Below are 21,842 nucleotides of genomic sequence, written 5' to 3' on the forward strand. Positions count from 1 at the left end.
GAAATGTGGATCAGTTGTTGGTGAATCCGACGAGGAGACCGCCGGTGATGCGCACGCTCAGGTTGTAGAGGACGGCGACGATGGCCCCGAGGACCGTGCCGACGACGACGTTGAGGATGGCCACCACGATCGAGAAGAGCATGATCTGGCCGACGTTGAAGGTGTCCTGGATCGAGAAGCTCGAGTCGCCGAGGATGTCCCGCAGCAGGGCGTCGAGGTCGTCGAAGATGCCGGTCTGGTTCAGGATCGCCCAGATGAGGAAGGTGGCGACGACCGTGATGATGCCGATCGCGACCGAGATCAGGAAAGCCAGCTTCACGACCGACCAGAAGTCGATGTAGACCAGCTTGAGACGGACCTGCTTGGTGCCGGACGGTCGTTTCGCCTTCTTCTGCAGTCTCTCGGCGACACTACTCATTGTTCGTTTCCTCTCCGGCGGTTCCGGGGGCCTCGTCGTCGGTCGACTCGGCATCGACCGACGTGACGTCGGTCGTGGGGATCTCGGTGTCGGCGTCGACGGACTCGACGGACTCGACAGACACTACGGCCTCGGCCACGGCGTCCGCACTCTCGTCGACCTCGGCCGCGAGATTGCGCTCACTGTTGCGGGCCACGGCGATGATGCGATCGTCGCTCGCGAAGCGGGCGAAGACGACGCCCATCGTGTCACGGCCCTTGGCCGGCACCTCGGAGACGGCGGAGCGGACCACCTTGCCGCCGGACAGCACCACCAGCACCTCGTCGTCCTCGCCGACGATCAGGGCACCGGCGAGGTCTCCCCGCGCCTCGGCGAGCTTCGCCACCTTGATGCCGAGACCGCCACGGTTCTGGACGCGGTACTGGTCGGCGGCCGTGCGCTTGGCGTAGCCGCCCTCGGTGACGACGAAGACGTAGCCCTCTTCACCGACGACGGAGGCGCTGAGCAGCGTGTCGTCGTCACGGAAGGTCATGCCCTTCACGCCCGAGGTCGACCTGCCCATGGGGCGCAGCGACTCGTTGGTGGCCGTGAAACGCAGCGACATGCCGTGACGCGAGACGAGCAACAGGTCGTCGTGCTCGTCCACCAGCAGAGCCGAGACGAGTTCGTCGTCGTCGCGCAGGTTGATCGCGATGATGCCGCCGGTGCGGTTCGTGTCGTACTCGGTCAGCGAGGTCTTCTTGATCAGGCCGTCGCGGGTGGCGAGCACGAGGTAGTCCGCGACCTCGTAGTCGCGGATGTCGAGCACCTGCGAGATCTGTTCGTCGGGCTGCATGGCGAGCAGGTTGGCCACGTGCTGGCCCTTGGCGTCTCGGCCGGCCTCCTGCAGCTCGTAGGTCTTGGCGCGGTAGACCCGACCCTTGTTCGTGAGGAACAGCAGCCAGTGGTGGGTGGTCGTCACGAAGAAGTGGTCCACGACGTCGTCGGCTCGCAGCTGTGCTCCGCGGACGCCCTTGCCGCCCCGGTGCTGGCTGCGGTAGTTGTCGCTGCGGGTGCGCTTGACGTAGCCACCCCGGGTGATGGTGACGACCATCTCTTCTTCGGGGATGAGGTCTTCGACGCTCATGTCGCCGTCGAAGCCGAACATGATCTCGGTGCGACGGTCGTCGCCGTACTTGTCGGTGATCTCGGCGAGCTCGTCGCTGACGATGGTGCGCTGACGCTCCGGCTTGGCCAGGATGTCCTGGTAGTCGGCGATCTCGCGCTCGAGCTTGTCGGCGTCGTCCTGGATCTTCTGACGCTCGAGGGCGGCCAGGCGACGCAGCTGCAGGTTGAGGATGGCCGAGGCCTGGACCTCGTCGACGTCGAGGAGGTCCATGAGACCCGCGCGCGCCTCCTCGACGGTCGGCGACCGGCGGATGAGCGCGATGACCTCGTCGAGGGCGTCGAGCGCCTTGAGGTAGCCGCGCAGGATGTGCGCGTCGGCTTCGGCCTTCTTCAGACGGAAACGCGTGCGGCGCTGGATGACGTCGATCTGGTGGTCGACCCACGCCGAGATGAAGCCGTCGAGCGCGAGCGTGCGGGGAACGCCGTCGACGATCGCGAGCATGTTCGCGCCGAAGTTCTCTTGCAGGCTCGTGTGCTTGTAGAGGTTGTTCAGCACGACCTTGGCGACGGCGTCGCGCTTGAGCACGATGACCAGGCGCTGACCCGTGCGACCGGAGGTCTCGTCGCGGATGTCGGCGATCCCGCCGATGCGGCCGTCCTTGACCAGCTCGGCGATCTTGATCGCGAGGTTGTCGGGGTTGACCTGGTAGGGCAGCTCGGTGACGACGAGGCAGGTACGACCCTGGATCTCCTCGACGTTGACGACGGCACGCATCGTGATCGAACCGCGGCCCGTGCGGTAGGCGTCCTGGATGCCCCGGACCCCGAGGATCTGTGCCCCCGTCGGGAAGTCGGGGCCCTTGACGCGCTGCATGAGCGCCTCGAGCAGCTCTTCACGCGTCGCGGTGGGGTTCTCGAGGTACCACTGTGCGCCCGAGGCGACCTCGCGGAGGTTGTGCGGCGGGATGTTGGTCGCCATGCCGACGGCGATGCCGACCGAGCCGTTGACCAGCAGGTTGGGGAACCGGCTGGGCAGGATGGCCGGCTCGCGGGTGCGACCGTCGTAGTTGTCCTGGAAGTCGACGGTGTCCTCGTCGATGTCGCGCACCATCTCGAGCGCGAGCGGGGCCATCTTGGTCTCGGTGTACCGCGGGGCGGCGGCGCCGTCGTTGCCGGGCGAGCCGAAGTTGCCCTGGCCGAGCGCAAGCGGGTAGCGCAGGCTCCACGGCTGGACGAGACGCACCAGCGCGTCGTAGATCGCCGTGTCACCGTGGGGGTGGAACTGGCCCATGACGTCGCCGACCACGCGCGAGCACTTCGAGAACGCGCGATCGGGGCGGTAGCCACCGTCGTACATCGCGTAGATGACGCGGCGGTGCACGGGCTTGAGGCCGTCTCGCACCTCGGGCAGGGCCCGGCCGACGATGACGCTCATCGCGTAGTCGAGGTACGAACGCTGCATCTCGAGCTGCAGGTCGACCTGCTCGATGCTGTCGCGCTTCGGTGCCTCGGCGAAGGTCTGGGCACCCTCGGCGTCGGTGCCCTCGGGGGTGTCTGTCGGCTCGTCGGCCATGATTCTCCGTTTGTCGTGGTCTGCCCCGTGGTGCTCGTCGGGGCGCGGGCGTGCTCCGGATCAGCCGGAGGCGCGCATCAGATGTCGAGGAAGCGGACGTCTTTCGCGTTCTGCTGGATGAAGTTGCGGCGCGACTCGACGTTCTCGCCCATCAGGGTGTCGAAGATGGTGTCCGCGGCCACGGCGTCCTCGAGCGTCACCTGCAGCAGCGTGCGGGTGTCGGGGTCCATCGTGGTCTCCCACAGCTCTTTGTAATCCATCTCGCCGAGGCCCTTGTAACGCTGGATCGCGTTCTCCTTGGGGATGCGCTTGCCGGCCGCGCGACCCGACACGAGCACCGCGTCGCGCTCGGCGTCGCTGTACACGTACTCGTGGCTGGCGTTGCTCCACTTGAGCTTGTAGAGCGGCGGCTGCGCCAGGTAGACGTAGCCGAGGTCGATCAGCGGCCGCATGTAGCGGAAGAGCAGGGTGAGCAACAGCGTCGTGATGTGCTGGCCGTCGACGTCGGCATCGGCCATCAGGACGATCTTGTGGTACCTCGCCTTGTCGGGATCGAAGTCTTCTCCGATGTCGGCGCCGAAGGCCTTGATCATGGCCTGCACCTCGTTGTTGCCGAGGGCACGGTCGAGCCGGGCCTTCTCGACGTTGAGGATCTTGCCCCGCAGCGGGAGGATCGCCTGGGTCTCGGGGTTGCGGCCCTGGACGGCCGAGCCACCGGCCGAGTCGCCCTCGACGATGAAGATCTCGCTGCGCGAGGGGTCCTTGCTCTGGCAGTCCTTGAGCTTGCCGGGCATGCCGTTCGACTCGAGCACGCCCTTGCGGCGGGTCTGCTCACGGGCCTTGCGCGCGGCCAGACGGGCCTGCGACGCGAGGATGCCCTTGCGGACGATCTCGGCGGCCTGCTTGGGGTTGCGGTCGAACCAGTCGTTCAGCTGCGACCCGGCCACCTTCTGCACGAACGACTTGGCCTCGGTGTTGCCGAGCTTGGTCTTCGTCTGGCCCTCGAACTGCGGCTCGCCGAGCTTGATCGAGATGACGGCCGTCAGGCCTTCGCGGACGTCGTCGCCCGAGAGGTTGTCGTCCTTCTCCTTGAGGAAGTTCTTCTCGCGCGCGTAACGGTTGATCAGCGTGGTCAGCGCTGCACGGAAGCCCTCTTCGTGCGTACCGCCCTCGTGGGTGTTGATCGTGTTCGCGTAGGTGTGGACGCTCTCTTGGTACGAGGTGTTCCACTGCATCGCGACCTCGAGCGAGATCTTCTTCTCGGTGTCTTCCTGCTCGAAGGCGATGATGTCGTCGTGGACGGTCTCGACCTTCTTGGTCGTGTTCAGGTACTCGACGTAGTCGACGAGGCCCTTCTCGTAGTGGAAGACGTCGTGGCGGGGCTCGGCGTCGTCCTCTTGCACGCGCTCGTCGCTGAGCTCGATGCGGAGGCCCTTGTTGAGGAACGCCATCTGCTGGAACCGGGTGCGCAGCGTCTCGTAGTCGAACTCGACGGTCTCGAAGATCTCGGAGTTGGGCCAGAACGTGATCGTCGTGCCGGTGGTGTCGTCCTCTTCGCCCTTGGCCAGCGGCGCGACGGGCACGCCGTCGGTGAAGCTCTGGCGGTAGACGTTGCCCTGTCGGCGGACCTCGACGTCGAGTTCGCTGGACAGGGCGTTGACGACCGAGCTGCCGACGCCGTGCAGGCCGCCCGACACGGCGTAACCGCCACCGCCGAACTTGCCGCCGGCGTGCAGCACGGTGAGGACGACCTCGACGGTCGACCGACCCTCGACGGGGTGGACGTCCACCGGGATGCCGCGACCGTTGTCGACGACGCGGACGCCGCCGTCCTCACGCATGGTGATCTCGATGTGGTCGCAGTGGCCGGCGAGGGCCTCGTCGACGGAGTTGTCGACGATCTCGTAGACCAGGTGGTGCAGACCACGGGGCCCCGTCGAGCCGATGTACATGCCGGGACGCTTGCGCACGGCCTCGAGACCCTCGAGGACCTGGATCGCACTGGCGCCGTAGGTGTCGTCGGGCTGGGCGTCGGTGGGATCAGCTGACATGTGCGTGGGGGCTCCTGCCGGACGGGACGAAGATGTGCCGACCGGTCGCGACCGCTGTCTGGGCGGCCCTCGGACGACCTTCCGAGTCTACCGCAGGCCTGTCCACCGCGGGGCTAAATCCGCCCTCAGACGGATTTTCCCGCCGCACTTGGACGATTCACCCTCGTCAACCATAAGTATCGCGAGGGCCCCGCCCTGGAACCGATCTGGGGCCGCGTTTCCAGGTCGGGGCGTTGGGTGCCAGGAAACGCACCGACTGGATGCCCGCGTCCGGGTACCTCTTCACGATGGTCGTCGTGACCTGCGTGCGCATCAGCCGCAGTTGCGTCGCCCACGCCGTCGAGTCGCACTGGACGGTCAACGTGCCGTCGTCGATCGAGACCGGATCCGAGTGCGCGGCCAGCTCCGCCCCCACCATGTCGGGCCACGCGGTCATCAGCTCGGACTGGGCCAACGGGCTGTTCCAGCCGAGTTCGTTGGTGACGGCCGAGAGGACGTCGGCGATGCCCCGGGGCTCGCGTCCCGTGCCGAAGGGCTGGCTCGGGGAGCCCAACTTGATCGACTTGCGCTTCCGGGCGTCGCGCGACCGCGAGTTGGGGTCGCCGAACACCCGGCGGAACCGCAGATAGACCCGTTGGGCCTCGCTGTCGGGCTGCGCCTCGGGCTCAGGAGGCGCGGGTGGCGTGGACGCCGGAGGCTGCGGTGCGTCGTCGACGCTCACCGCGCCTCCTCGGCGTCGGCGTCGCCGGGCCCCTCGTCGCCGGCCCCCTCGTCGCCGGCCGGCGCGGTGACGACCGCGTCGTCGCCCGGACCGTCGACGGCGGGGGCGTCGTCGAGGATCGTCCCCTTGGCGATCCGGACCGTGTGGGCCTTGAGTCGTGAGGGGACGTCGCCCTCGACCGCCGCCGTGATGAGGACCTGCTCGTAGTCGGCGACGGCGTCGGCCAGACGTTCGCGACGGGATCCGTCGAGTTCGGCGAAGACGTCGTCGAGCACGATCACCGGGTCGCCCGTCGGCGAGTCGACCCGGACCACGGCGGCCGAGGCCAGCTTCAGCGCGAGGGCGAACGACCAGGACTCGCCGTGGCTGGCGTAGCCGCGCGCGGGGAGCCCGTTGAGCGAGAGGAAGAGGTCGTCGCGGTGCGGCCCGACGAGCGTCAGCCCCCGCTCGAGCTCGGTCGGTCGGACACGGGCCAGCGCCTGACGGAAGACGTCGGGCACCTGGTCGGCGGGGATGGACTCGGTCGGCCCCTCGGCCGCGGTCGTCTCGTCGTCGGGTGTCGCGCCCCGGATGCTCAGCACCGTCGAGAGGTGTGCGGCGTGGTCCGCGCCCGCCACCGCCGCGTAGGCACGGGCCACCTCGGGGGCCAGGTCGGCCGCGAGCCGGTCACGCGCGACGACGAGTTCGCTGCCGAGGGCCACGAGACGTTCGTCCCAGATGTCGAGCGTGCCGAGCTGACCGGCCTTCACCCCGGAGGCGCGGGCCGACTTCAGGAGCGTGTTGCGTTGTCTGAGCACCCGGTCGTAGTCGGTCTGCACGCCGGCGAACCGGGGCGACCGGGCCACCAGGAGTTCGTCGAGGAAGCGTCGACGGCCGGACGGCTCGCCCCGGACGAGCGCGAGGTCCTCGGGAGCGAAGAGGACGCTCGTGAAGTAGCGCGGAAGCTCGCGAGGCTTGATGGCCCCCCGGTTGACCTGCGCCCGGTTCGGCGACGACCGGTTGATCTGCACCTCGGCCAGCAGTTCGCGCTCGTCGGCGAGTAGTCGCGCCCGCACGACGGCCGAATCGCGTCCCTGGCGGATGAGAGCCGAATCCGACGACACCCGGTGGGATCCGAGACTCGACAGGTAGCCGAGGGACTCGACCAGGTTGGTCTTCCCCTGGCCGTTGCTGCCGACGAAGAGGTTCGGCCCGCGCGCGAGGCTGACTTCGGCAGACGTGTAGTTGCGGAAGTCCGTCAGGCTGAGATGCAGTACTCGCACGCGGGCCGGTGGAGGCGCTAGGCCTTCTTGACGGCGTGGCCGCCGAACTGGTTGCGCAGTGCGGCGACGGCCTTCATCGTCGGCGAACCCTCGCCCTGACGCGAGACGAAGCGCGCGAAGATCGACGCGCTGATCGTCGGCATCGGCACGGCATGGTTGATGGCTTCTTCGAGGGTCCAGCGACCCTCGCCGCTGTCCTCGACGTAACCCGAGATCTCGGCGAGCTTGGGGTCGGCCTCGAGGGCGAGGACCATGAGCTCGAGCAGCCAGGAACGTACGACGGTGCCGCGCTGCCAGGCCTTGAAGGTGCCGGTGACGTCCTTGATGAGGTCGCTTCGGGCCTCGAGCAGCTCGTAGCCCTCGCCGTAGGCCTGCATGATCGCGTACTCGATGCCGTTGTGGACCATCTTGGCGTAGTGACCCGCGCCGGTGTCGCCCGCGTGGACGAAGCCCTCCTCGCGAGGACCCTCGGGGCGCAGGGCGTCGAAGATCGGCTGCGCCAGGGCGACGTTCTCGGCGGAACCACCGACCATGAGGCCGTAGCCGTTGTCCTTGCCCCAGACGCCGCCCGAGACGCCGGCGTCGACGTACTTGATGCCCTTGCCGGCGAGGAGCTTCTCGTTGGCGAAGTCGCTGGTGAACTTCGAGTTGCCGCCGTCGATGACCAGGTCGCCTTCGGAGAGTTCGTTCGAGAGCTCTTCGATGACGCCGGCGGTGATGTCGCCCGCGGGAACCATGACCCAGACGATGCGGGGGGCGGGGAGCGTGGTGGCGAGCTCGGCGAGGCTGGCGACGTCGGAGACGGCGGGGTTCGCGTCGTAACCGGTCACCTGGATGCCGCTGTCGCGCAGGCGAGCGCGCATGTTGTTGCCCATTTTGCCGAGACCGACGAGGCCGATGTGCATGAGGTTCCTTTGTTCGTGGCGGTGGGGCCCGGAGGCGGCACCGTTGCTGGCAGAGCGCTCTTAGCGCAGGAGGAGGTTGGGCTGCAGCAGGTACTTGTAGCTGTCAGCACCGGCCTGGTCTTTCGAGGACTGACTGGTGATCAGCACGGGACCGGGCTTGTTCGGGTTCTCCGTCTTGGTGAAGGAGATGCGGACGAACTCGGAATGAACTGCTCCGAGACCGTCGAGGAGGAACTGCGGTTTCAACGAGACCACCGTGTCCTCTCCCGTCAACAACGCATCGATCGACTCTGACGCCTGCGCTTGTTCGCTTCCGATGGCCTCGAGGGTGAGGCCGTCGATCGTGAACGTGAACCTGAGGGCCGCCTCGCGCTCGAGGACGAGCGAGACGCGGCGGACCGACTCGACGAGCTCGGCCGTGTTGATCACGGCGTAGTTCTCGACGGTGTCGGGGAAGAGACGCTTCACCGGAGGGAAGTTCCCCTTGATGAGCAACGAGGTGACGGTCTTGTTGTCCGCCTGGAACGCGATGAGCTCGCGCTCGTCGGATCCGGTGATCGAGACCGAGACGGTGCCGGCGTTGCCGAAGGTCTTGCCGACCTCTTGCAGCGTGCGTGCCGGGACGAGTGCCGTCGTCGTGGTCGTGCTCGCCACGGTGCCGGGATCGAATTCGATGCCTCGGACGGCGACGCGGTAACGATCGGTGGCGACGAGCGAAAGGGCGTTCTCGGTGACCTCGAGCTGGACGCCGGTGATGACCGGGGTGACGTCGTCGCGGGATGCCGCCACCGCGACCTGGGAGACGGCGAGGGCGAAGGAGTCGCCGGGCACGACGCCCGAACGGTCGCCGACTGTCGGCAGGGTCGGGTACTCCTCGACCGGCATGCTCAGCAGGGAGAAGTTCGCGGATCCGCAGCTGACCGAGATGCGGTTCTCCTCGGTGGAGAAGGTGACCGGCGCGTTCGGCAGACGGCTGGCGATGTCGGCGAGCAGTCGGCCGGAGACCAGGATCGTGCCCGGTTCGTCGATCTCGGCGGGGATGCTCGTCTGGGCCGAGACCTCGTAGTCGAAGGACGACAGGGTGAGCCCGTCGGCGTCGGCCTCGATCAGGACACCGCTGAGGATCGGCAAGGTGGTGCGCTGGGGCAGCAGCTTGACGGCGAAGGAGACCGCATCGCTGAAGACGTCACGGTTGACCTGGAACTTCACGCGGGGACCCCTATCGACTTCGCTCTCGTGGATGGCCGGTTAATAGTGGCACAGCATCGGGGTCCGCCCTTCCGGGAGGCGAAAGCCGAAGCTCCGGGCCCGGATCGATCCACAAGGTTGTCTCTCCATCAATTTCTTGTAACCAGGATTAACAGTCTTAACCGTTGTGCACAGTGTGGATAACCTGTTTAAAACCCCGGGGCTCGGCGGAACTACACGCGTGTGACTTGTGGACGGCGTGTGGAACCGAATGACAAGAATGCTCGGGGTCTGCCGGTCGCTCCGAGTGGGATCCCACAGGTCCCCCGGATCCGTGAACAAGGTCGACACGGTTATCCACGAGTTTCCACAAGTTATCCACACTGTGTGGAACGTGACTCCCCAGGGCCCCCTCAGACCCGTCGAGCGCCCCCTGGAACGACGAACGGGCGCCGACACGTGGTCGGCGCCCGGACGGGACGGTCGTGGAGGACGGGCCGGCCTGGCCCGCCGTCCCGTCACTTGTAACGGGTGTCCTGCTTGATGCGACTGGTGAGTTCGGTCACCTGGTTGTAGATCGACCGGCGTTCCTTCATGAGTTCGCTGATCTTCTTGTTGGCGTACATGACCGTCGTGTGGTCGCGGTTGCCGAACAGCTGTCCGATCTTCGGCAGTGACAGGCTCGTGAGTTCGCGGCACAGGTACATGGCGATCTGGCGGGCCGTGGCGATGGCCTGTGAGCGGGACGATCCGTAGAGGTCGTCGACCGTCAGCTTGAAGTAGTCCGCGGTGTGGTTGATGATGTCGACCGGCGCGATGATGTTGTCCTCGTCGAGCGTGATCAGGTCCTTGAGGACGGTCTGGACGAGGGCCAGGTCGACGGCGGTGCGGTTCAGGCTGGCGAAGGCCGTGACCCTGATGAGGGTGCCCTCGAGCTCACGGATGTTGCTCGACACCTTGGTCGCGATGAACTCGAGGACCTCGTCGCGGATCTGCAGCTTCTCGCTCTGGGCCTTCTTGCGCAGGATGGCGATGCGGGTCTCGAGGTCGGGAGCCTGGACGTCGGTGATCAGGCCCCACTCGAAGCGCGAACGCATGCGGTCCTCGAAGCCGGTGAGGTGCTTCGGCGGCAGGTCGCTGGTGATCACCAGCTGCTTGTCGTGATCGTGCAGGGTGTTGAAGGTGTGGAAGAACGCTTCTTGGGTGCTGTCCTTGCCCTGCAGGAACTGGATGTCGTCGATCAGCAGGATGTCGATCTCTCGGTACCTCTGCTGGAAGAGGCTCGACCGGTTGTTGGCGATCGAGTTGATGAAGTCGTTCGTGAACTCCTCGCTGCTGACGTACCTGACCCGGATCCCCGGGTACATGGTCTCGGCGTAGTGGCCGATGGCGTGCAGCAGGTGGGTCTTGCCCAGCCCCGACTCCCCGTAGACGAAGAGCGGGTTGTAGGCCTTGGCCGGAGCCTCGGCGACGGCGACGGCCGCGGCGTGGGCGAATCGGTTCGACGCACCGATGACGAAGTTGTCGAAGCTGTACTTCGGGTTCAGGCGGGAGTCGTTGCGTTTCCCGCTCGCGCTCGTCTCGACGGGCGCCGGCACGAAGGGCGCCTCGATGTAGTGGACCGGCTCCGACTGCTCGACCTGCTGCGTGAGGGTGTCCGGGGTGATGTCGGGGTTGACGGTGATGGCGAAGCTCGAGACGGAGGCGTCGCCCAACCCGGCGATGGACTCGAGCAGGGGCTCACGGATCCGTTGTTCGAGCATGCCGCGGGTCAGGTCGTTGGGCACCTCGAGGTAGAGGGTGCCGCCCAGCACGCCCTTGGGCTCCACGAGGCTGATGAAGCCGTGCAGCTGCGGCGTGATGCGGTCGTCGGTCGTCAGCGTCGCGAGGACGGAACGCCACAGGTCCTGGACCGGGTCGACGGTGTGCGCCACTGGAGTCTCTTTCTCGCGGTTCGGCAGCGGACGGATCCGGCCGCCTCCGCGTGCGGGTCGCGTTCACCCGACGGTGTTCGAAGGGTACGAGTGCGGGACGAGTTATGCACAGCTTTCTCCACCGATCGGTTGGCGCCGTTCGGGCCGGGATCGCTGCGTGTTCCCCGTCGTCACGCGGAAGTACCGCGAGAAGTACCCACCTTAGTTCGACGGGGTGTGGAGTCCGCAATCAGAGTTTTCAACACTGTGGACAAACCTCCTGGGAAGCGGCCGTTTGACCAGGGCTCCGATCACGCGTACTTTTAATCAGTTGATTTCAGCCGCGTTGGCTGTACAAGACTTCTCGGATCGTGGCAACAGGCCTGGTCCGCTTTCCTGGAGGACCACCATGAGCAAGAGAACGTTCCAGCCGAACAACCGTCGTCGGGCCAAGAAGCACGGTTTCCGTGCTCGCATGCGTACGCGTGCCGGCCGCGCTATCCTCGCCGCCCGTCGTGGCAAGGGCCGCACCGAGCTCTCGGCGTAGCCACTTCCGTGTTGGCCCGGGCCAACCGGATCGTCCGCGCAGACGACTACCGAACCACCGTGCGCCGTGGCCGCAAGTCGGGCACGGCGCATTCGGTCGTCTACGTGCGGCGTCGTGACGACGAGCTGGTCCGGTTCGGTTTCATCGTGGCGAAGACCGTGGGCAACGCGGTCGTCCGCAACACGGTCCGGCGCCGGCTCAAGGGGGTGTGCCACGAACTCCTGCCGACGATCCCCGGCGGGCTCGACGTCGTGATCAGAGCCTTGCCAGGCAGCCCCGACGTTGCGTGGTCTACCCTGCTGTCGGACATCTCCGAGGTGGTCGACAGGGGCGTGAGAGCGTGACAAGAGCGGTGCAGTTCGTCGCGTTGCTTCCCCGCAACGCGTGCGTCCTCATCCTCCGCGTCTACCGCGCCGTCGTCTCCCCGCTCTACGGCGACGTCTGTCGCTACTACCCGTCGTGTTCCCGGTACGCCCTCGAGGCCATCCAGCTGCACGGCGTGGTGCGGGGCGTGGCCATGGGCAGCTGGCGCATCGCTCGGTGTCACCCCTGGGCAGCCGGAGGCGTCGACGACGTCCCCGAGCCCCGTACACAGAAGTACCGCGTCACGAAGTCCGGCTTCGTGACACCGCGATCCGGCACCACCGCCCCCGACCTCCTCGGGACGGGCCGCATCGCCGCACAGAGCCACGGAAAGGGCTGACCCGAACACCATGGACTTCATCGGCACCATCCTCTGGCCCCTGAGATGGGTCGTCGAGGCGATCCTCGTCGGCTTCCACAACGTCCTCACGGCGTTCGGCATGGACACCGCGGCCGGCAGCACGTGGGTGCTCTCGATCGTCGGCCTGGTCCTCGTGGTGCGGGCGTGCCTCATCCCGATCTTCGTCCGCCAGATCAAGAGCCAGCGACGCATGATGGAGATCGCGCCCCGGCTCAAGAAGATCCAGGACAAGTACAAGGGCAAGCGCGACCAGTTCAGCCGCGAGGCCATGTCGCGCGAGACCATGGCGCTCTACAAGGACACGGGGACGAACCCGCTCAGCTCGTGCCTGCCCCTGCTGATCCAGATGCCGATCTTCTTCAGCCTCTACACCGTGCTGCACAACGCGCAGCAAGAGAAGGTGGGCATCGGCCTGCTGAACGCGGCGCTCTCGAACTCGTTCGGTGAGTCGGCTCTCTTCGGCGCCCCCCTGAAGGAGACCTTCCTGGGTGCCACCACCTGGGAGGTCCGCCTGATGGCCGGAGCGATGGTGGTCATCATGACCGCCTCGCAGTTCATCACGCAGCTGCAGATCGTCTCGAAGAACATGTCGCCCGAGACCAAGGCGAGCCCCATGTTCAAGCAGCAGCGCATGCTCTTGTACTTCCTCCCCCTCGTGTTCGTCTTCTCGGGCCTCTCGTTCCCCCTCGGCGTCATGTTCTACTGGCTCACCTCGAACGTCTGGACCATGGCCCAGCAGTTCCTGGTCATCCGCAACATGCCCACCCCCGGCAGCGAAGCGGCCCTGGCGCGTGAAGAGCGCCTCGCGCGCAAGCAGCAGCGCAAGGGACTCCCGAGCATCACCGTGACCGAGATCGAGTCGGCGCCTGCCGTGCCGAAGACGACCCAGCGGACCCAACCCGTCGGCAAGAACCGCTCCAAGAAGCAGAACGGCCCCAAGAAATGACCTCTGACGACTCCACGACCGACATCGTCGAGCCCGCCGCCGAGAACGACGACGCCGTCGTCTCGAACGACACCGAGGAGGCGCAGGTCGCCTCGGACGACGCCGCCGACGTCCTCGACGAGGGCGACATCGCAGCCGATTACATCGAAGAGCTGCTCGACATCTGCGACTTCGACGGCGACATCGACATCGAGGTCCGCGGTGGTCGTTCGTACATCTCGGTCGACTCGAGTGGTGAGCAGAAGCTGCGCGTCCTGTCGAAGCCCGACACCGTCAACGCCCTCCAAGAGCTGACCCGCATCGCGGTGCAGACCAAGACGGGTGAGTTCTCCCGCCTCATCCTCGACATCGGGGGATCCCGCGCCACTCGCGAGACGGAACTCGGACGCCTAGTCGACCACGCGGTCTCGAAGCTCGAGGACGGCGCCACCTCGGCGGCCCTGCCCCCCATGTCGTCCTACGAGCGCAAACTCGTGCACGACATCGTCGCGGCACGGGGATTCACCTCGGAGTCCGAGGGCGAAGGCCGCGACCGTCACACCGTCATCACGCGTCCCTGAGCCGGACGACATGACCGACACGTCGACCCTCGAGGTCGAGCCCGCCGTCGCGGCGACGATCTTCGGCGACCGGCTCGACGTCGTTCGCCGCTATGTGGCCGACCTAGCCCAGCACGGCGAAGAACTCGGCCTGATCGGACCGCTCGAGCTGCCGCGTCTCTGGACCCGCCACGTCGTCAACTGTGGCTTGCTGGCACCTCTGCTGGTCGCGGGTCGCGTCGGGGACATCGGGTCGGGTGCCGGCCTCCCGGGACTCGTGCTCGCTGCTGCTCGTCCGGACGCCACGCTCGTCCTGATCGAGCCGATGGAACGGCGCGTCGACTGGCTGACGGCTGAAGCCGATCGCATGGGGCTCGACAACGTCGAGGTCGTCCGTGCCCGTGCCGAGGACGTGCAGCTGGACGGGTGGCTCGACCAGGCGACCGCTCGGGCCGTGTCGGCCCTCTCCAAGTTGATTCCGCTGACGGCGCCGCTGGTGAAGACCGGGGGGCAGCTGCTGTTGATGAAGGGCGCTCGGGTCGACGACGAGATCGCCGCCGCACGCAAGGTGATCGCCCGCCATCACCTCATCGACGTCGAGGCTCGTGAACTGGGTGTGGGGCTCGTCGACGAGACGACCCGGGTGTTCATCGCCACCTTGGACTGACTGGTCCAAGTGAGTGACGGTAATGTGGCTTTGACCAGGCCATGTTCGACTACTCGGGGGTTTGCGCTCCGTGTCGACCGAAGTGGTTAGGCAGGCACGCGGACCTCGGGTCCCCGTCTTTGTCGGGGCCTGCCGATAGACTCGGTCTCCGATCCCCGATGATCACCGTGTCGCCTCGCAGCGGCGTGATCACACCTCCGGGTAGGTCGTTTCACGTGAAACATGGCGATACGGAGACCCTCAGTGAGTTCCTCGGCTGACGACGACAGAAGCACTCCCCTGGCTCGAGAGCTTGCCGACCTGAACCGTCGTAAGAAGGCCCTGTCTCGCGAACCGCTCCCGTCGCCCGCCTCGACCCGAGTGATCACCGTCTCGAACCAGAAAGGCGGTGTCGGCAAGACCACGACCACCGTCAATCTCTCCGCCGCCCTTGCGCGGAGTGGGGCCAAGGTTCTGGTCATCGATCTCGATCCCCAGGGCAACGCCTCCACGGCCCTCGGTGTGGAACACCGGGCAGAGACCCCGAGTGTCTACGACGTCGTGGTGAACGACGGCGAGGTAGCGGACGTCGTCCAGAAGAGCCCGGAGTTCGACACGCTTTTCTGCATCCCCGCGACCATCCATCTCGCCGGCGCCGAGATCGAACTCGTCTCACTCGTCGCTCGCGAGCAACGACTGAGCAGGGCGTTGTCCGAGTACCTCAGCAAGACCGAGAACGCCGGCGATCGTTACGACTACGTCTTCATCGATTGCCCTCCGTCGCTCGGGTTGCTCACGATCAACGCGTTCGTCGCAGCCAGTGAAGTACTCATCCCCATCCAGTGCGAGTACTACGCACTCGAGGGGTTGAGCCAGCTGCTGCGCAACATCCAGTTGATCGAGAAGCACCTGAACCCCAAGCTCAAGGTGTCGAGCATCCTGCTGACGATGTACGACGGCCGGACGAACCTTGCTCAGCAGGTCGTCGCCGACGTTCGCGAGCATTTCCCAGATGAGGCACTGAACACTCTCATACCCCGGTCCGTCAGGATCAGTGAGGCCCCCGGTTACGGGCAGACCGTCATCAGCTACGACACCAACTCCCCCGGGTCGATCTCGTACCTCGAGGCGGCCGCCGAACTAGCACGTCGAGGAGCACCCCAGTAATGGCAACCAAGCGAACCGGTCTCGGGCGCGGCATCGGCGCCCTCATCCCCGTCTCCGACGAGAGCCAGGACCGCCCGGTCGACGTCTTCTTCCCGACGGCACAGCAGACGGCCGACGAACTCATCGCCGTGCCGGGCGCTCGTCTCGCCAACCTGAATCCGCTGGACATCACTCCGAACGCGCAGCAGCCTCGGGCCGAGTTCCGCGCGGAAGAGCTTGCCGAGTTGGTGACCTCGATCCGAGAGGTGGGCGTACTGCAGCCCATCGTCGTCCGCCCGATCAAGAACGGCGGCAAGGGAGCAGCACAGTACGAGCTGGTCATGGGCGAGCGGCGTCTGCGAGCGACCAAAGAGCTCGGGCTCGCAACGATCCCCGCCATCGTCAAAGACACCGCCGACGACGCGATGCTGCGTGATGCGTTGCTGGAGAACCTGCACCGCGCCGAGCTCAACCCTCTCGAAGAAGCCTCTGCCTATCAGCAACTTCTTGCCGACTTCGGCATCACCCAGGATGAACTGGCGACCCGCATCGGTCGGAGCCGCCCCCAGATCACGAACACCCTGAGGCTGCTGAGGTTGCCGGCAGCCGTCCAACGGCGAGTCGCCTCCGGCGTCCTCACCGCAGGCCACGCTCGGGCGATCTTGAGCACGGGTGACCCGGTCCTCATGGCCCGTCTCGCGGATCGCATCGTCAATGAAGACCTCAGCGTACGAGCTGCCGAGGCCATCGCTGCAGGGGGCAGCGCGAAGCCAAAGTCGACGCGCACGGCCACTCCCGGCAAGCATCAGGCTCATCTGGACGAGGTGGCCGAGACCCTCGGTGACCGGTTCGAGACGCGGGTCAAGGTGTCCTTGGGCGCTCGGAAGGGGTCGATCACCATCGATTTCGCGTCCATGCAGGACCTGAACCGCATCCTCGGCCAGTTGGGACACGACCAGGAGTCGTGACTCGTCGCCCACAGCGTTGACCGGCATGGGTTTCACGTGAAACATCGACCGCCCCTGCGTTGCCGTTAGGGGCGGTTCGTGTTTGTTGGACGGGAACGTCACGTGAGGGCGCTGAGGTGAGGTGTTTCACGTGAAACAGTGCTGCCAGTCTTTCCGCAATCGGCCTCTCCGGCGCGAGGATCTGGCTGGGGTTCTCTCCAGAAGGTGTTGGTGAGCGGCTTTTTGGCGGTAACGGCAGGCAGGGTTCCTGCTGGAGTGGGCCAGTGCTGATTTCGGCCGTGATCCGGCGTATTCGAACCGGCACCAGAGGTTTGCGGTGTAGGTACAGGTGCAGGTACGTGGCGGTTACGTATGGCCCAGGGCGGAAACCGAAGGCACAGGGCCAGGGGGACGGCGCGGGCGCAGGCGCAGGTGCAGGCGTATGGCGCGCCCAGGTGCAGGGCGTAGGGCGCAGTCGCCGGCGCAAACTGCACGCGCACGCACATGCGCACGCGCACGCGCCCGCACCTGCGCACACGCAGGTGCGGGCGCAGGTGCAGGTGCAGGCGCAGGTGCAGGCGTTTGGCGCGGTCAGGTGCAGGGTGGAAGTTGCAGTCGTCGGCGCAAACTGCACGCGCACGCGCACTCGCAGATGCAGTGCGATGGCGGGGTACGCCGGGGTGCGGACGCAGGTGGTTGCATAACTGCCCGTGGGGGCGAGGGGACTGACGCGGGGGCGAGCGAAGGTTCTCATGCACAGACAGATACAGGTTCAGGCCCTGTGGAGATCGAGACACCGTGTCGACGCGGGCACAGACCCACCTCCGGGGCAGCGCAGGCAAAGGACACGTGCGCCGGCAGCTGCACGTCCTGAGCATGTGGTGGCACAAAGTGGACGCTGGAACCTGGGCCAGCGTAGACGAACATTCCGCATCTTCCTCGAGGGGTTCGACATGGAGGCCAGGATGCATGGCTGTGTGCCTGGTAGGCGGTACTCGCGGCGGCCGCATTTCGTCGGCAGCGTCGATCCCACTCGGGCATGATGACCATCGAGAGGTTCATCAGACTCGACGTAAGATGATTCGTCGTAGCTTCTAGGGAGACGTCAAGGTCCCGTAAACGTCGATCTCACGGGCTATTTCTGTGTCAAGTCCACGGGTGGACGACAACGAAGGCGCCGAGATCGTCGATGATCCTGGATGCGTCCATTCAGCACCTGTATGCCCAGAAGATCGACCATGGGCTTGCAGTACCCCACCGGCCGCCCGACGTTTCACGTGAAACGTCGACCACGTGTCGTCAGCGGAGGTGGTCGGTGACGGCCTTCTCAGCCAGAGCGGCGTAGAACATGCCCAGTTCGTAGCCGGCGGACTCCAGGGCCATCGGGACGAGCGACGTCTCGGTCAGTCCGGGCAGGACGTTGACCTCCAGGAACCACGGGGTCCCTGCGGCATCCACGATCAGGTCCACCCTCGACAAGTGGCGCAGCCCGAGGGCCTCGTGGACGGCCACGGCAGCCCGCGCCGCCGACTCCGACGCGACGGCGTCGATCCGTGCGGGCGTGAAGAACGTCGTCTCCCCCGCGTTGTAGCGCGCCTCGAAGCCGTAGAACCCCTGGCGAGGAACGATCTCTACGGCAGGCAGGGCAAGGGGTCCGTCACCGGTGTCGATGACCCCGACGGCGATCTCGGTGCCCGTGATCTTCTGTTCGACGATGACATCGTCGCAGTACGTGTACGCGTCGACCATGGCCCTGGGCAACGCCCCGATGTCGTCGACGACCGTGACGCCCTGGGCCGAGCCACCCCGTGCGGGCTTCACGACGACGGGCACCGGGTGTTCGTCGGCGATCGCTGCCAACACACCGACGGCACCGAGCTCGCGGAAGGCGTCGTGGGACAGCGTGATGCCGCGCGGTGTCGAGACACCGGCGCGACGTGCGAGCTCCTTCGCGGTCGGCTTGTCCCACGCCAGTCGCGCGGCCGCCGCCTTGCTGCCGACGAACGGCACGTCGAGCGCCTCGAGCAGTCCGCGGAGGGCGCCGTCCTCACCACTCGCTCCGTGCAGAGCCGGCCACACGACGTCGGGACGTGACGCGGTGAGGTGTCCGAGCAACGAGGCGTCCGGATCGCGGAGTTCGACCTCGATGCCGTGGGTGACGAGGCTGTCGACCACGCGCCTCCCCGATCGGAGGGAGACGTCACGTTCGTGCGAGATGCCGCCGGCGAGGACGGTGACGGTACGCAGTTCGCTCGATGCCATGGTGGAACCTCTTCTTCGTGTCACGACGCAGGCCCGTCTCGTGGTCCGGACGGGTACGAGACGATGAAAATGCTGGTCAGATGGTGTTCGGCGGCGGCACCACGACGCTCTGCGGGTGCGCGGCGCGGTTCGACAGGCTCGCTGTCGAGAACGTGCGCAGCAGGTCGAGCTCTCCGTTGACGACGTTCGCCAGGCGCGCGACACCGGTGCGGATGGACTCGGATGTCGGGTAGCAGAACGACAGGCGGATGTTCTGACGCCCGTCGCCGTCGGCGAAGAACGCCGTACCGGGGGTGTAGGCCACGAGTTCCTTCACCGCCCGGGGCAGCATGGCCTTCGAGTCGAGTTCGGCCGGGAGTCCGACCCAGACGAAGAAGCCGCCGTCGGGGACGTTCCACGTGAGCGACGGCAGGTACTCCCCCAGCGCGGAGATCATCGCGTCACGCCGTTCGCGGTACAGGCCACGGAAGGTCTCGATCTGCCCACGCCAGTCGGCCTGGTCGAGGTACTCGGTGATGACGAACTGCCCGAAGGAGTTCGGCGAGAGCGTGGCGGACTCGTTGGCGAGGATGAGCTTCTCGCGGATGGCGTGCGGGGCGAGTGCCCAACCCACCCGGAAGCCGGGTGCCAGCGTCTTCGAGAACGACCCGAGGTAGATGACGCCCTCGTCGTCGATCGAGCGCATCGCCTGGGGCGCCGGCTGGTCGAAGTAGAGCAGCCCGTAGGGGTTGTCCTCGAGGACGAGGATGCCGGCCGAGCGGCAGATCTCGAGGATCTCGACGCGTCGGGCCCACGTGAGGGTGACACCGGCCGGGTTGTGGAAGTTCGGGATGGTGTAGAGGAACTTGATGCGACCCCCACGAGCGGTGACGGTCGCGATGGCCTCTCGCAGGGCCTCGGGCACGAGCCCGTGCTCGTCCATCGGGACGTGCACGACGTCGGCCTGGTACGCCTTGAAGACCCCCAGGGCGCCCACGTAGCTCGGCGACTCGGCGAGCACGACGTCGCCCGGGTTCACGAAGAGGCGGGTGACGAGGTCGAGGGCCTGCTGCGAGCCCGTCGTGACGACGACGTCGTCGGCGCTGCCGCGGATGCCCTCCATCGCCATGATCTGCATGATGTGCTCGCGGATGGCCGGGGTGCCCTGGCCGCTGCCGTACTGCATCGCCATCGCTCCCCCGTCGGCCATGACGCGGTCGATGGCCCCCGTGACGAGCTCTCGGGGCAGGGCGGAGACGTACGGCATGCCGCCGGCCAGCGAGACGACCTCCGGGCGCGAGGCGACGGCGAACAGGGCTCGGACCTCGGAGGCGCTGAGGCCGGCCGTGCGGTCGGCGTACGAGTCGTACCACGGGTCGAGGTTGGTGCCCTTGTCGCTCATCGGTGTCCCTGTTCTGTCAGAGGGTGAATCGGTCAAGACTATGCCCGTCCCGACCGGGGACGACGAGAGCCCGCCCAGCGTGTGCTGGGCGGGCTCTCGTCGTGGTGTCGGTGTCGACTACGCGATGAACTCCGCCAGGTCGGCCTCGAGGGCCGGCTTGGGCTTGGCGCCGATGACGGTCTTGACGACCTCGCCACCGCGGTAGACCTTCATGGCCGGGATCGAGGTGATCTGGTACTTCATGGCGGTCTGGGGGTTGTCGTCGACGTTGAGCTTGACGATCTCGATCTTGTCGCCGTGCTCGGCGGCGATCTGGTCGAGGATCGGCGAGACGGCGCGGCACGGGCCGCACCACTCGGCCCAGAAGTCGACGAGGATCGTCTTGTCGGAGTTGAGGACGTCGGCCTCGAAGGACGCGTCGGTCACTGCTTTGGCGCTGCTCATGGTGTTCCTTTCGTCAGGGTGATCTGGGTTGGCTTCAGGAGGCGCGGGTCAGGCGACCACGGACTCGGACGTCTCGACGCCCTCGGCCGACCCGACGGTCTGCTCGGCCAGGAAGGTCTGGTCGAGCGAGGCCAGGTAGTGCTCGACGTCGAGCGCGGCGACGGTGCCCGAGGCCGCGGCGGTGGCCGCCTGCCGGTAGGTGGGGTCGATGACGTCGCCCGCGGCGAAGACGCCGGTCAGGTTGGTCTTCGAGCTGCGCCCCTGGACGGCGATCGTGCCGTCCGAGGTCAGGTCGACCTGGCCGTGGACGAGGTGCACGCGCGGGTCGTTGCCGATGGCGATGAAGAGGCCGTCGAGGTCGAGGTCGGTCGTGCTGCCGTCGACCGTGTCGGTCAGGGTGACGCCGGTGGCCTTCTCGCCACCGAGGATGGCCGTGACCTGCTTGTCGAAGAGGAACTCGATCTTGTCGTTGGCGTGAGCCCGGTCTTGCATGATCTTCGACGCGCGCAGGCTGCTCGAGCGGTGGATGACGTAGACCTTCGAGGCGAAGCGGGTCAGGAACGTCGCTTCCTCCATCGCGGAGTCGCCGCCGCCGACGACGGCGATCGCCTTCTCCTTGAAGAAGAAGCCGTCGCAGGTGGCGCACCAGCTGACGCCGCGTCCGCTCAGGCGCTCTTCGTCGGCGAGGCCGAGCTTCCGGTACGCGCTGCCCGTGGCGAAGATCACCGTGAGGCTCTCCTCGACGGTGCCGTTGCCGAGCGTGACCTTCTTGACGTCACCGGTCAGGTCGACGGCGGTCACGTCGTCGAGCAGCACTTCGGCGCCGAACTTCTCGGCCTGCTCCTGCATCTTGAACATGAGCTCGGGGCCCTGGATGCCGTCGGGGAAGCCGGGGAAGTTCTCGACCTCGGTGGTCTTCATGAGTTCGCCACCGGCCTCGACCGAGCTCGCGACGATGAGGGGGCGCAGACCGGCCCGGGCGGCGTAGATGCCGGCCGTGTAGCCGGCGGGGCCGGAACCGATGATGATGACCTGGCGCATGGGCACCTTCCTGGGGGGAGAACTTCACGAGCGGGAAGACGACCCGCGAGCGATGGCTCGTGCGGTCGGATCCCTCGATCG

20 protein-coding genes are annotated in these 21,842 nt (G+C 66.6%); 8 read left to right on the forward strand and 12 right to left on the reverse strand.

Annotated elements, in window-relative coordinates; translation table 11 throughout:
* Window positions 1–10: 10 nt before the first annotated feature.
* The 8 genes from ARTHRO9V_RS14935 to dnaA form a co-directional block, all read right to left on the reverse strand.
* Complete coding sequence (locus tag ARTHRO9V_RS14935) at window positions 11–418, reverse strand: DUF3566 domain-containing protein (protein ID WP_043595295.1); 408 nt, start codon at window positions 416–418, stop codon at window positions 11–13.
* Entirely contained in the window at window positions 411–3,098 is a 2,688-nt protein-coding gene (gene gyrA, locus ARTHRO9V_RS14940; protein ID WP_056044217.1) for a DNA gyrase subunit A, read from the reverse strand. Before gyrA ends, ARTHRO9V_RS14935 begins: the two co-directional genes overlap by 8 nt.
* Window positions 3,099–3,175: 77 nt before the next feature.
* Window positions 3,176–5,149, reverse strand: coding sequence for a DNA topoisomerase (ATP-hydrolyzing) subunit B (gene gyrB, locus ARTHRO9V_RS14945; RefSeq protein ID WP_056044219.1), 1,974 nt, complete (start codon window positions 5,147–5,149; stop codon window positions 3,176–3,178).
* Window positions 5,150–5,315: 166 nt separating this feature from the next.
* On the reverse strand, window positions 5,316–5,870 hold the full coding sequence (locus tag ARTHRO9V_RS14950; RefSeq protein WP_082460102.1) for a DUF721 domain-containing protein: 555 nt from the start codon (window positions 5,868–5,870) through the stop codon (window positions 5,316–5,318).
* On the reverse strand, window positions 5,867–7,132 hold the full coding sequence (gene recF / locus ARTHRO9V_RS14955) for a DNA replication/repair protein RecF (protein ID WP_159828371.1): 1,266 nt from the start codon (window positions 7,130–7,132) through the stop codon (window positions 5,867–5,869). The genes ARTHRO9V_RS14950 and recF overlap by 4 nt, the downstream gene beginning before the upstream one ends.
* 17 nt (window positions 7,133–7,149) lie before the next feature.
* Window positions 7,150–8,037 carry a phosphogluconate dehydrogenase (NAD(+)-dependent, decarboxylating) gene (gnd, locus tag ARTHRO9V_RS14960; RefSeq protein ID WP_159828374.1) on the reverse strand — a complete coding sequence of 296 codons (888 nt, stop codon included), beginning with the start codon at window positions 8,035–8,037 and terminating at the stop codon, window positions 7,150–7,152.
* A 60-nt stretch (window positions 8,038–8,097) separates the two neighbouring features.
* Window positions 8,098–9,246 carry a DNA polymerase III subunit beta gene (gene dnaN / locus ARTHRO9V_RS14965; protein WP_056044224.1) on the reverse strand — a complete coding sequence of 383 codons (1,149 nt, stop codon included), beginning with the start codon at window positions 9,244–9,246 and terminating at the stop codon, window positions 8,098–8,100.
* Window positions 9,247–9,743: 497 nt separating this feature from the next.
* The gene (gene dnaA / locus ARTHRO9V_RS14970) at window positions 9,744–11,159 is read right to left on the reverse strand and encodes a chromosomal replication initiator protein DnaA (RefSeq protein WP_159828377.1); all 1,416 of its coding nucleotides are present in this window, start codon (window positions 11,157–11,159) and stop codon (window positions 9,744–9,746) included.
* A 388-nt stretch (window positions 11,160–11,547) separates the two neighbouring features.
* On the opposite strand from dnaA, the gene rpmH reads away from it, so the two are divergent.
* The 8 genes from rpmH to ARTHRO9V_RS15010 all read left to right on the forward strand — a co-directional run bounded on the left by rpmH (window position 11,548) and on the right by ARTHRO9V_RS15010 (window position 16,654).
* Window positions 11,548–11,685, forward strand: coding sequence for a 50S ribosomal protein L34 (rpmH, locus tag ARTHRO9V_RS14975; protein ID WP_043595303.1), 138 nt, complete (start codon window positions 11,548–11,550; stop codon window positions 11,683–11,685).
* An 8-nt stretch (window positions 11,686–11,693) separates the two neighbouring features.
* Complete coding sequence (rnpA, locus tag ARTHRO9V_RS14980) at window positions 11,694–12,029, forward strand: ribonuclease P protein component (protein WP_056044228.1); 336 nt, start codon at window positions 11,694–11,696, stop codon at window positions 12,027–12,029.
* Window positions 12,026–12,388, forward strand: a complete 363-nt coding sequence (yidD, locus tag ARTHRO9V_RS14985) for a membrane protein insertion efficiency factor YidD (RefSeq protein WP_082460104.1) — start codon at window positions 12,026–12,028, stop codon at window positions 12,386–12,388. The genes rnpA and yidD overlap by 4 nt, the downstream gene beginning before the upstream one ends.
* Window positions 12,389–12,398: 10 nt before the next feature.
* Window positions 12,399–13,355 carry a membrane protein insertase YidC gene (gene yidC / locus ARTHRO9V_RS14990; RefSeq protein ID WP_056044230.1) on the forward strand — a complete coding sequence of 319 codons (957 nt, stop codon included), beginning with the start codon at window positions 12,399–12,401 and terminating at the stop codon, window positions 13,353–13,355.
* Window positions 13,352–13,915, forward strand: a complete 564-nt coding sequence (locus ARTHRO9V_RS14995) for a R3H domain-containing nucleic acid-binding protein (RefSeq protein ID WP_159828380.1) — start codon at window positions 13,352–13,354, stop codon at window positions 13,913–13,915. Before yidC ends, ARTHRO9V_RS14995 begins: the two co-directional genes overlap by 4 nt.
* Window positions 13,916–13,925: 10 nt before the next feature.
* Window positions 13,926–14,561, forward strand: a complete 636-nt coding sequence (rsmG, locus tag ARTHRO9V_RS15000) for a 16S rRNA (guanine(527)-N(7))-methyltransferase RsmG (protein WP_056044233.1) — start codon at window positions 13,926–13,928, stop codon at window positions 14,559–14,561.
* Between the two features lie 222 nt (window positions 14,562–14,783).
* Entirely contained in the window at window positions 14,784–15,707 is a 924-nt protein-coding gene (locus ARTHRO9V_RS15005) for a ParA family protein (RefSeq protein ID WP_056044235.1), read from the forward strand.
* Window positions 15,707–16,654, forward strand: coding sequence for a ParB/RepB/Spo0J family partition protein (locus tag ARTHRO9V_RS15010; protein WP_159828383.1), 948 nt, complete (start codon window positions 15,707–15,709; stop codon window positions 16,652–16,654). The genes ARTHRO9V_RS15005 and ARTHRO9V_RS15010 overlap by 1 nt, the downstream gene beginning before the upstream one ends.
* Before the next feature lie 1,278 nt (window positions 16,655–17,932).
* Here the strand turns inward: ARTHRO9V_RS15010 and ARTHRO9V_RS15015 are convergent.
* The 4 genes from ARTHRO9V_RS15015 to trxB form a co-directional block, all read right to left on the reverse strand.
* Entirely contained in the window at window positions 17,933–18,895 is a 963-nt protein-coding gene (locus ARTHRO9V_RS15015; protein ID WP_159828386.1) for a D-alanine--D-alanine ligase, read from the reverse strand.
* Between the two features lie 76 nt (window positions 18,896–18,971).
* Window positions 18,972–20,276, reverse strand: coding sequence for a PLP-dependent aminotransferase family protein (locus ARTHRO9V_RS15020; RefSeq protein WP_159828389.1), 1,305 nt, complete (start codon window positions 20,274–20,276; stop codon window positions 18,972–18,974).
* A 117-nt stretch (window positions 20,277–20,393) separates the two neighbouring features.
* Window positions 20,394–20,720 carry a thioredoxin gene (trxA, locus tag ARTHRO9V_RS15025; RefSeq protein ID WP_043595317.1) on the reverse strand — a complete coding sequence of 109 codons (327 nt, stop codon included), beginning with the start codon at window positions 20,718–20,720 and terminating at the stop codon, window positions 20,394–20,396.
* A 48-nt stretch (window positions 20,721–20,768) separates the two neighbouring features.
* Window positions 20,769–21,761 carry a thioredoxin-disulfide reductase gene (gene trxB, locus ARTHRO9V_RS15030; protein WP_159828392.1) on the reverse strand — a complete coding sequence of 331 codons (993 nt, stop codon included), beginning with the start codon at window positions 21,759–21,761 and terminating at the stop codon, window positions 20,769–20,771.
* Window positions 21,762–21,842 lie beyond the last annotated feature (81 nt).

Origin of the sequence: Frigoribacterium sp. 9N (assembly GCF_902506305.1) — a bacterium.
Taxonomy (GTDB): Bacteria; Actinomycetota; Actinomycetes; order Actinomycetales; family Microbacteriaceae; genus Frigoribacterium.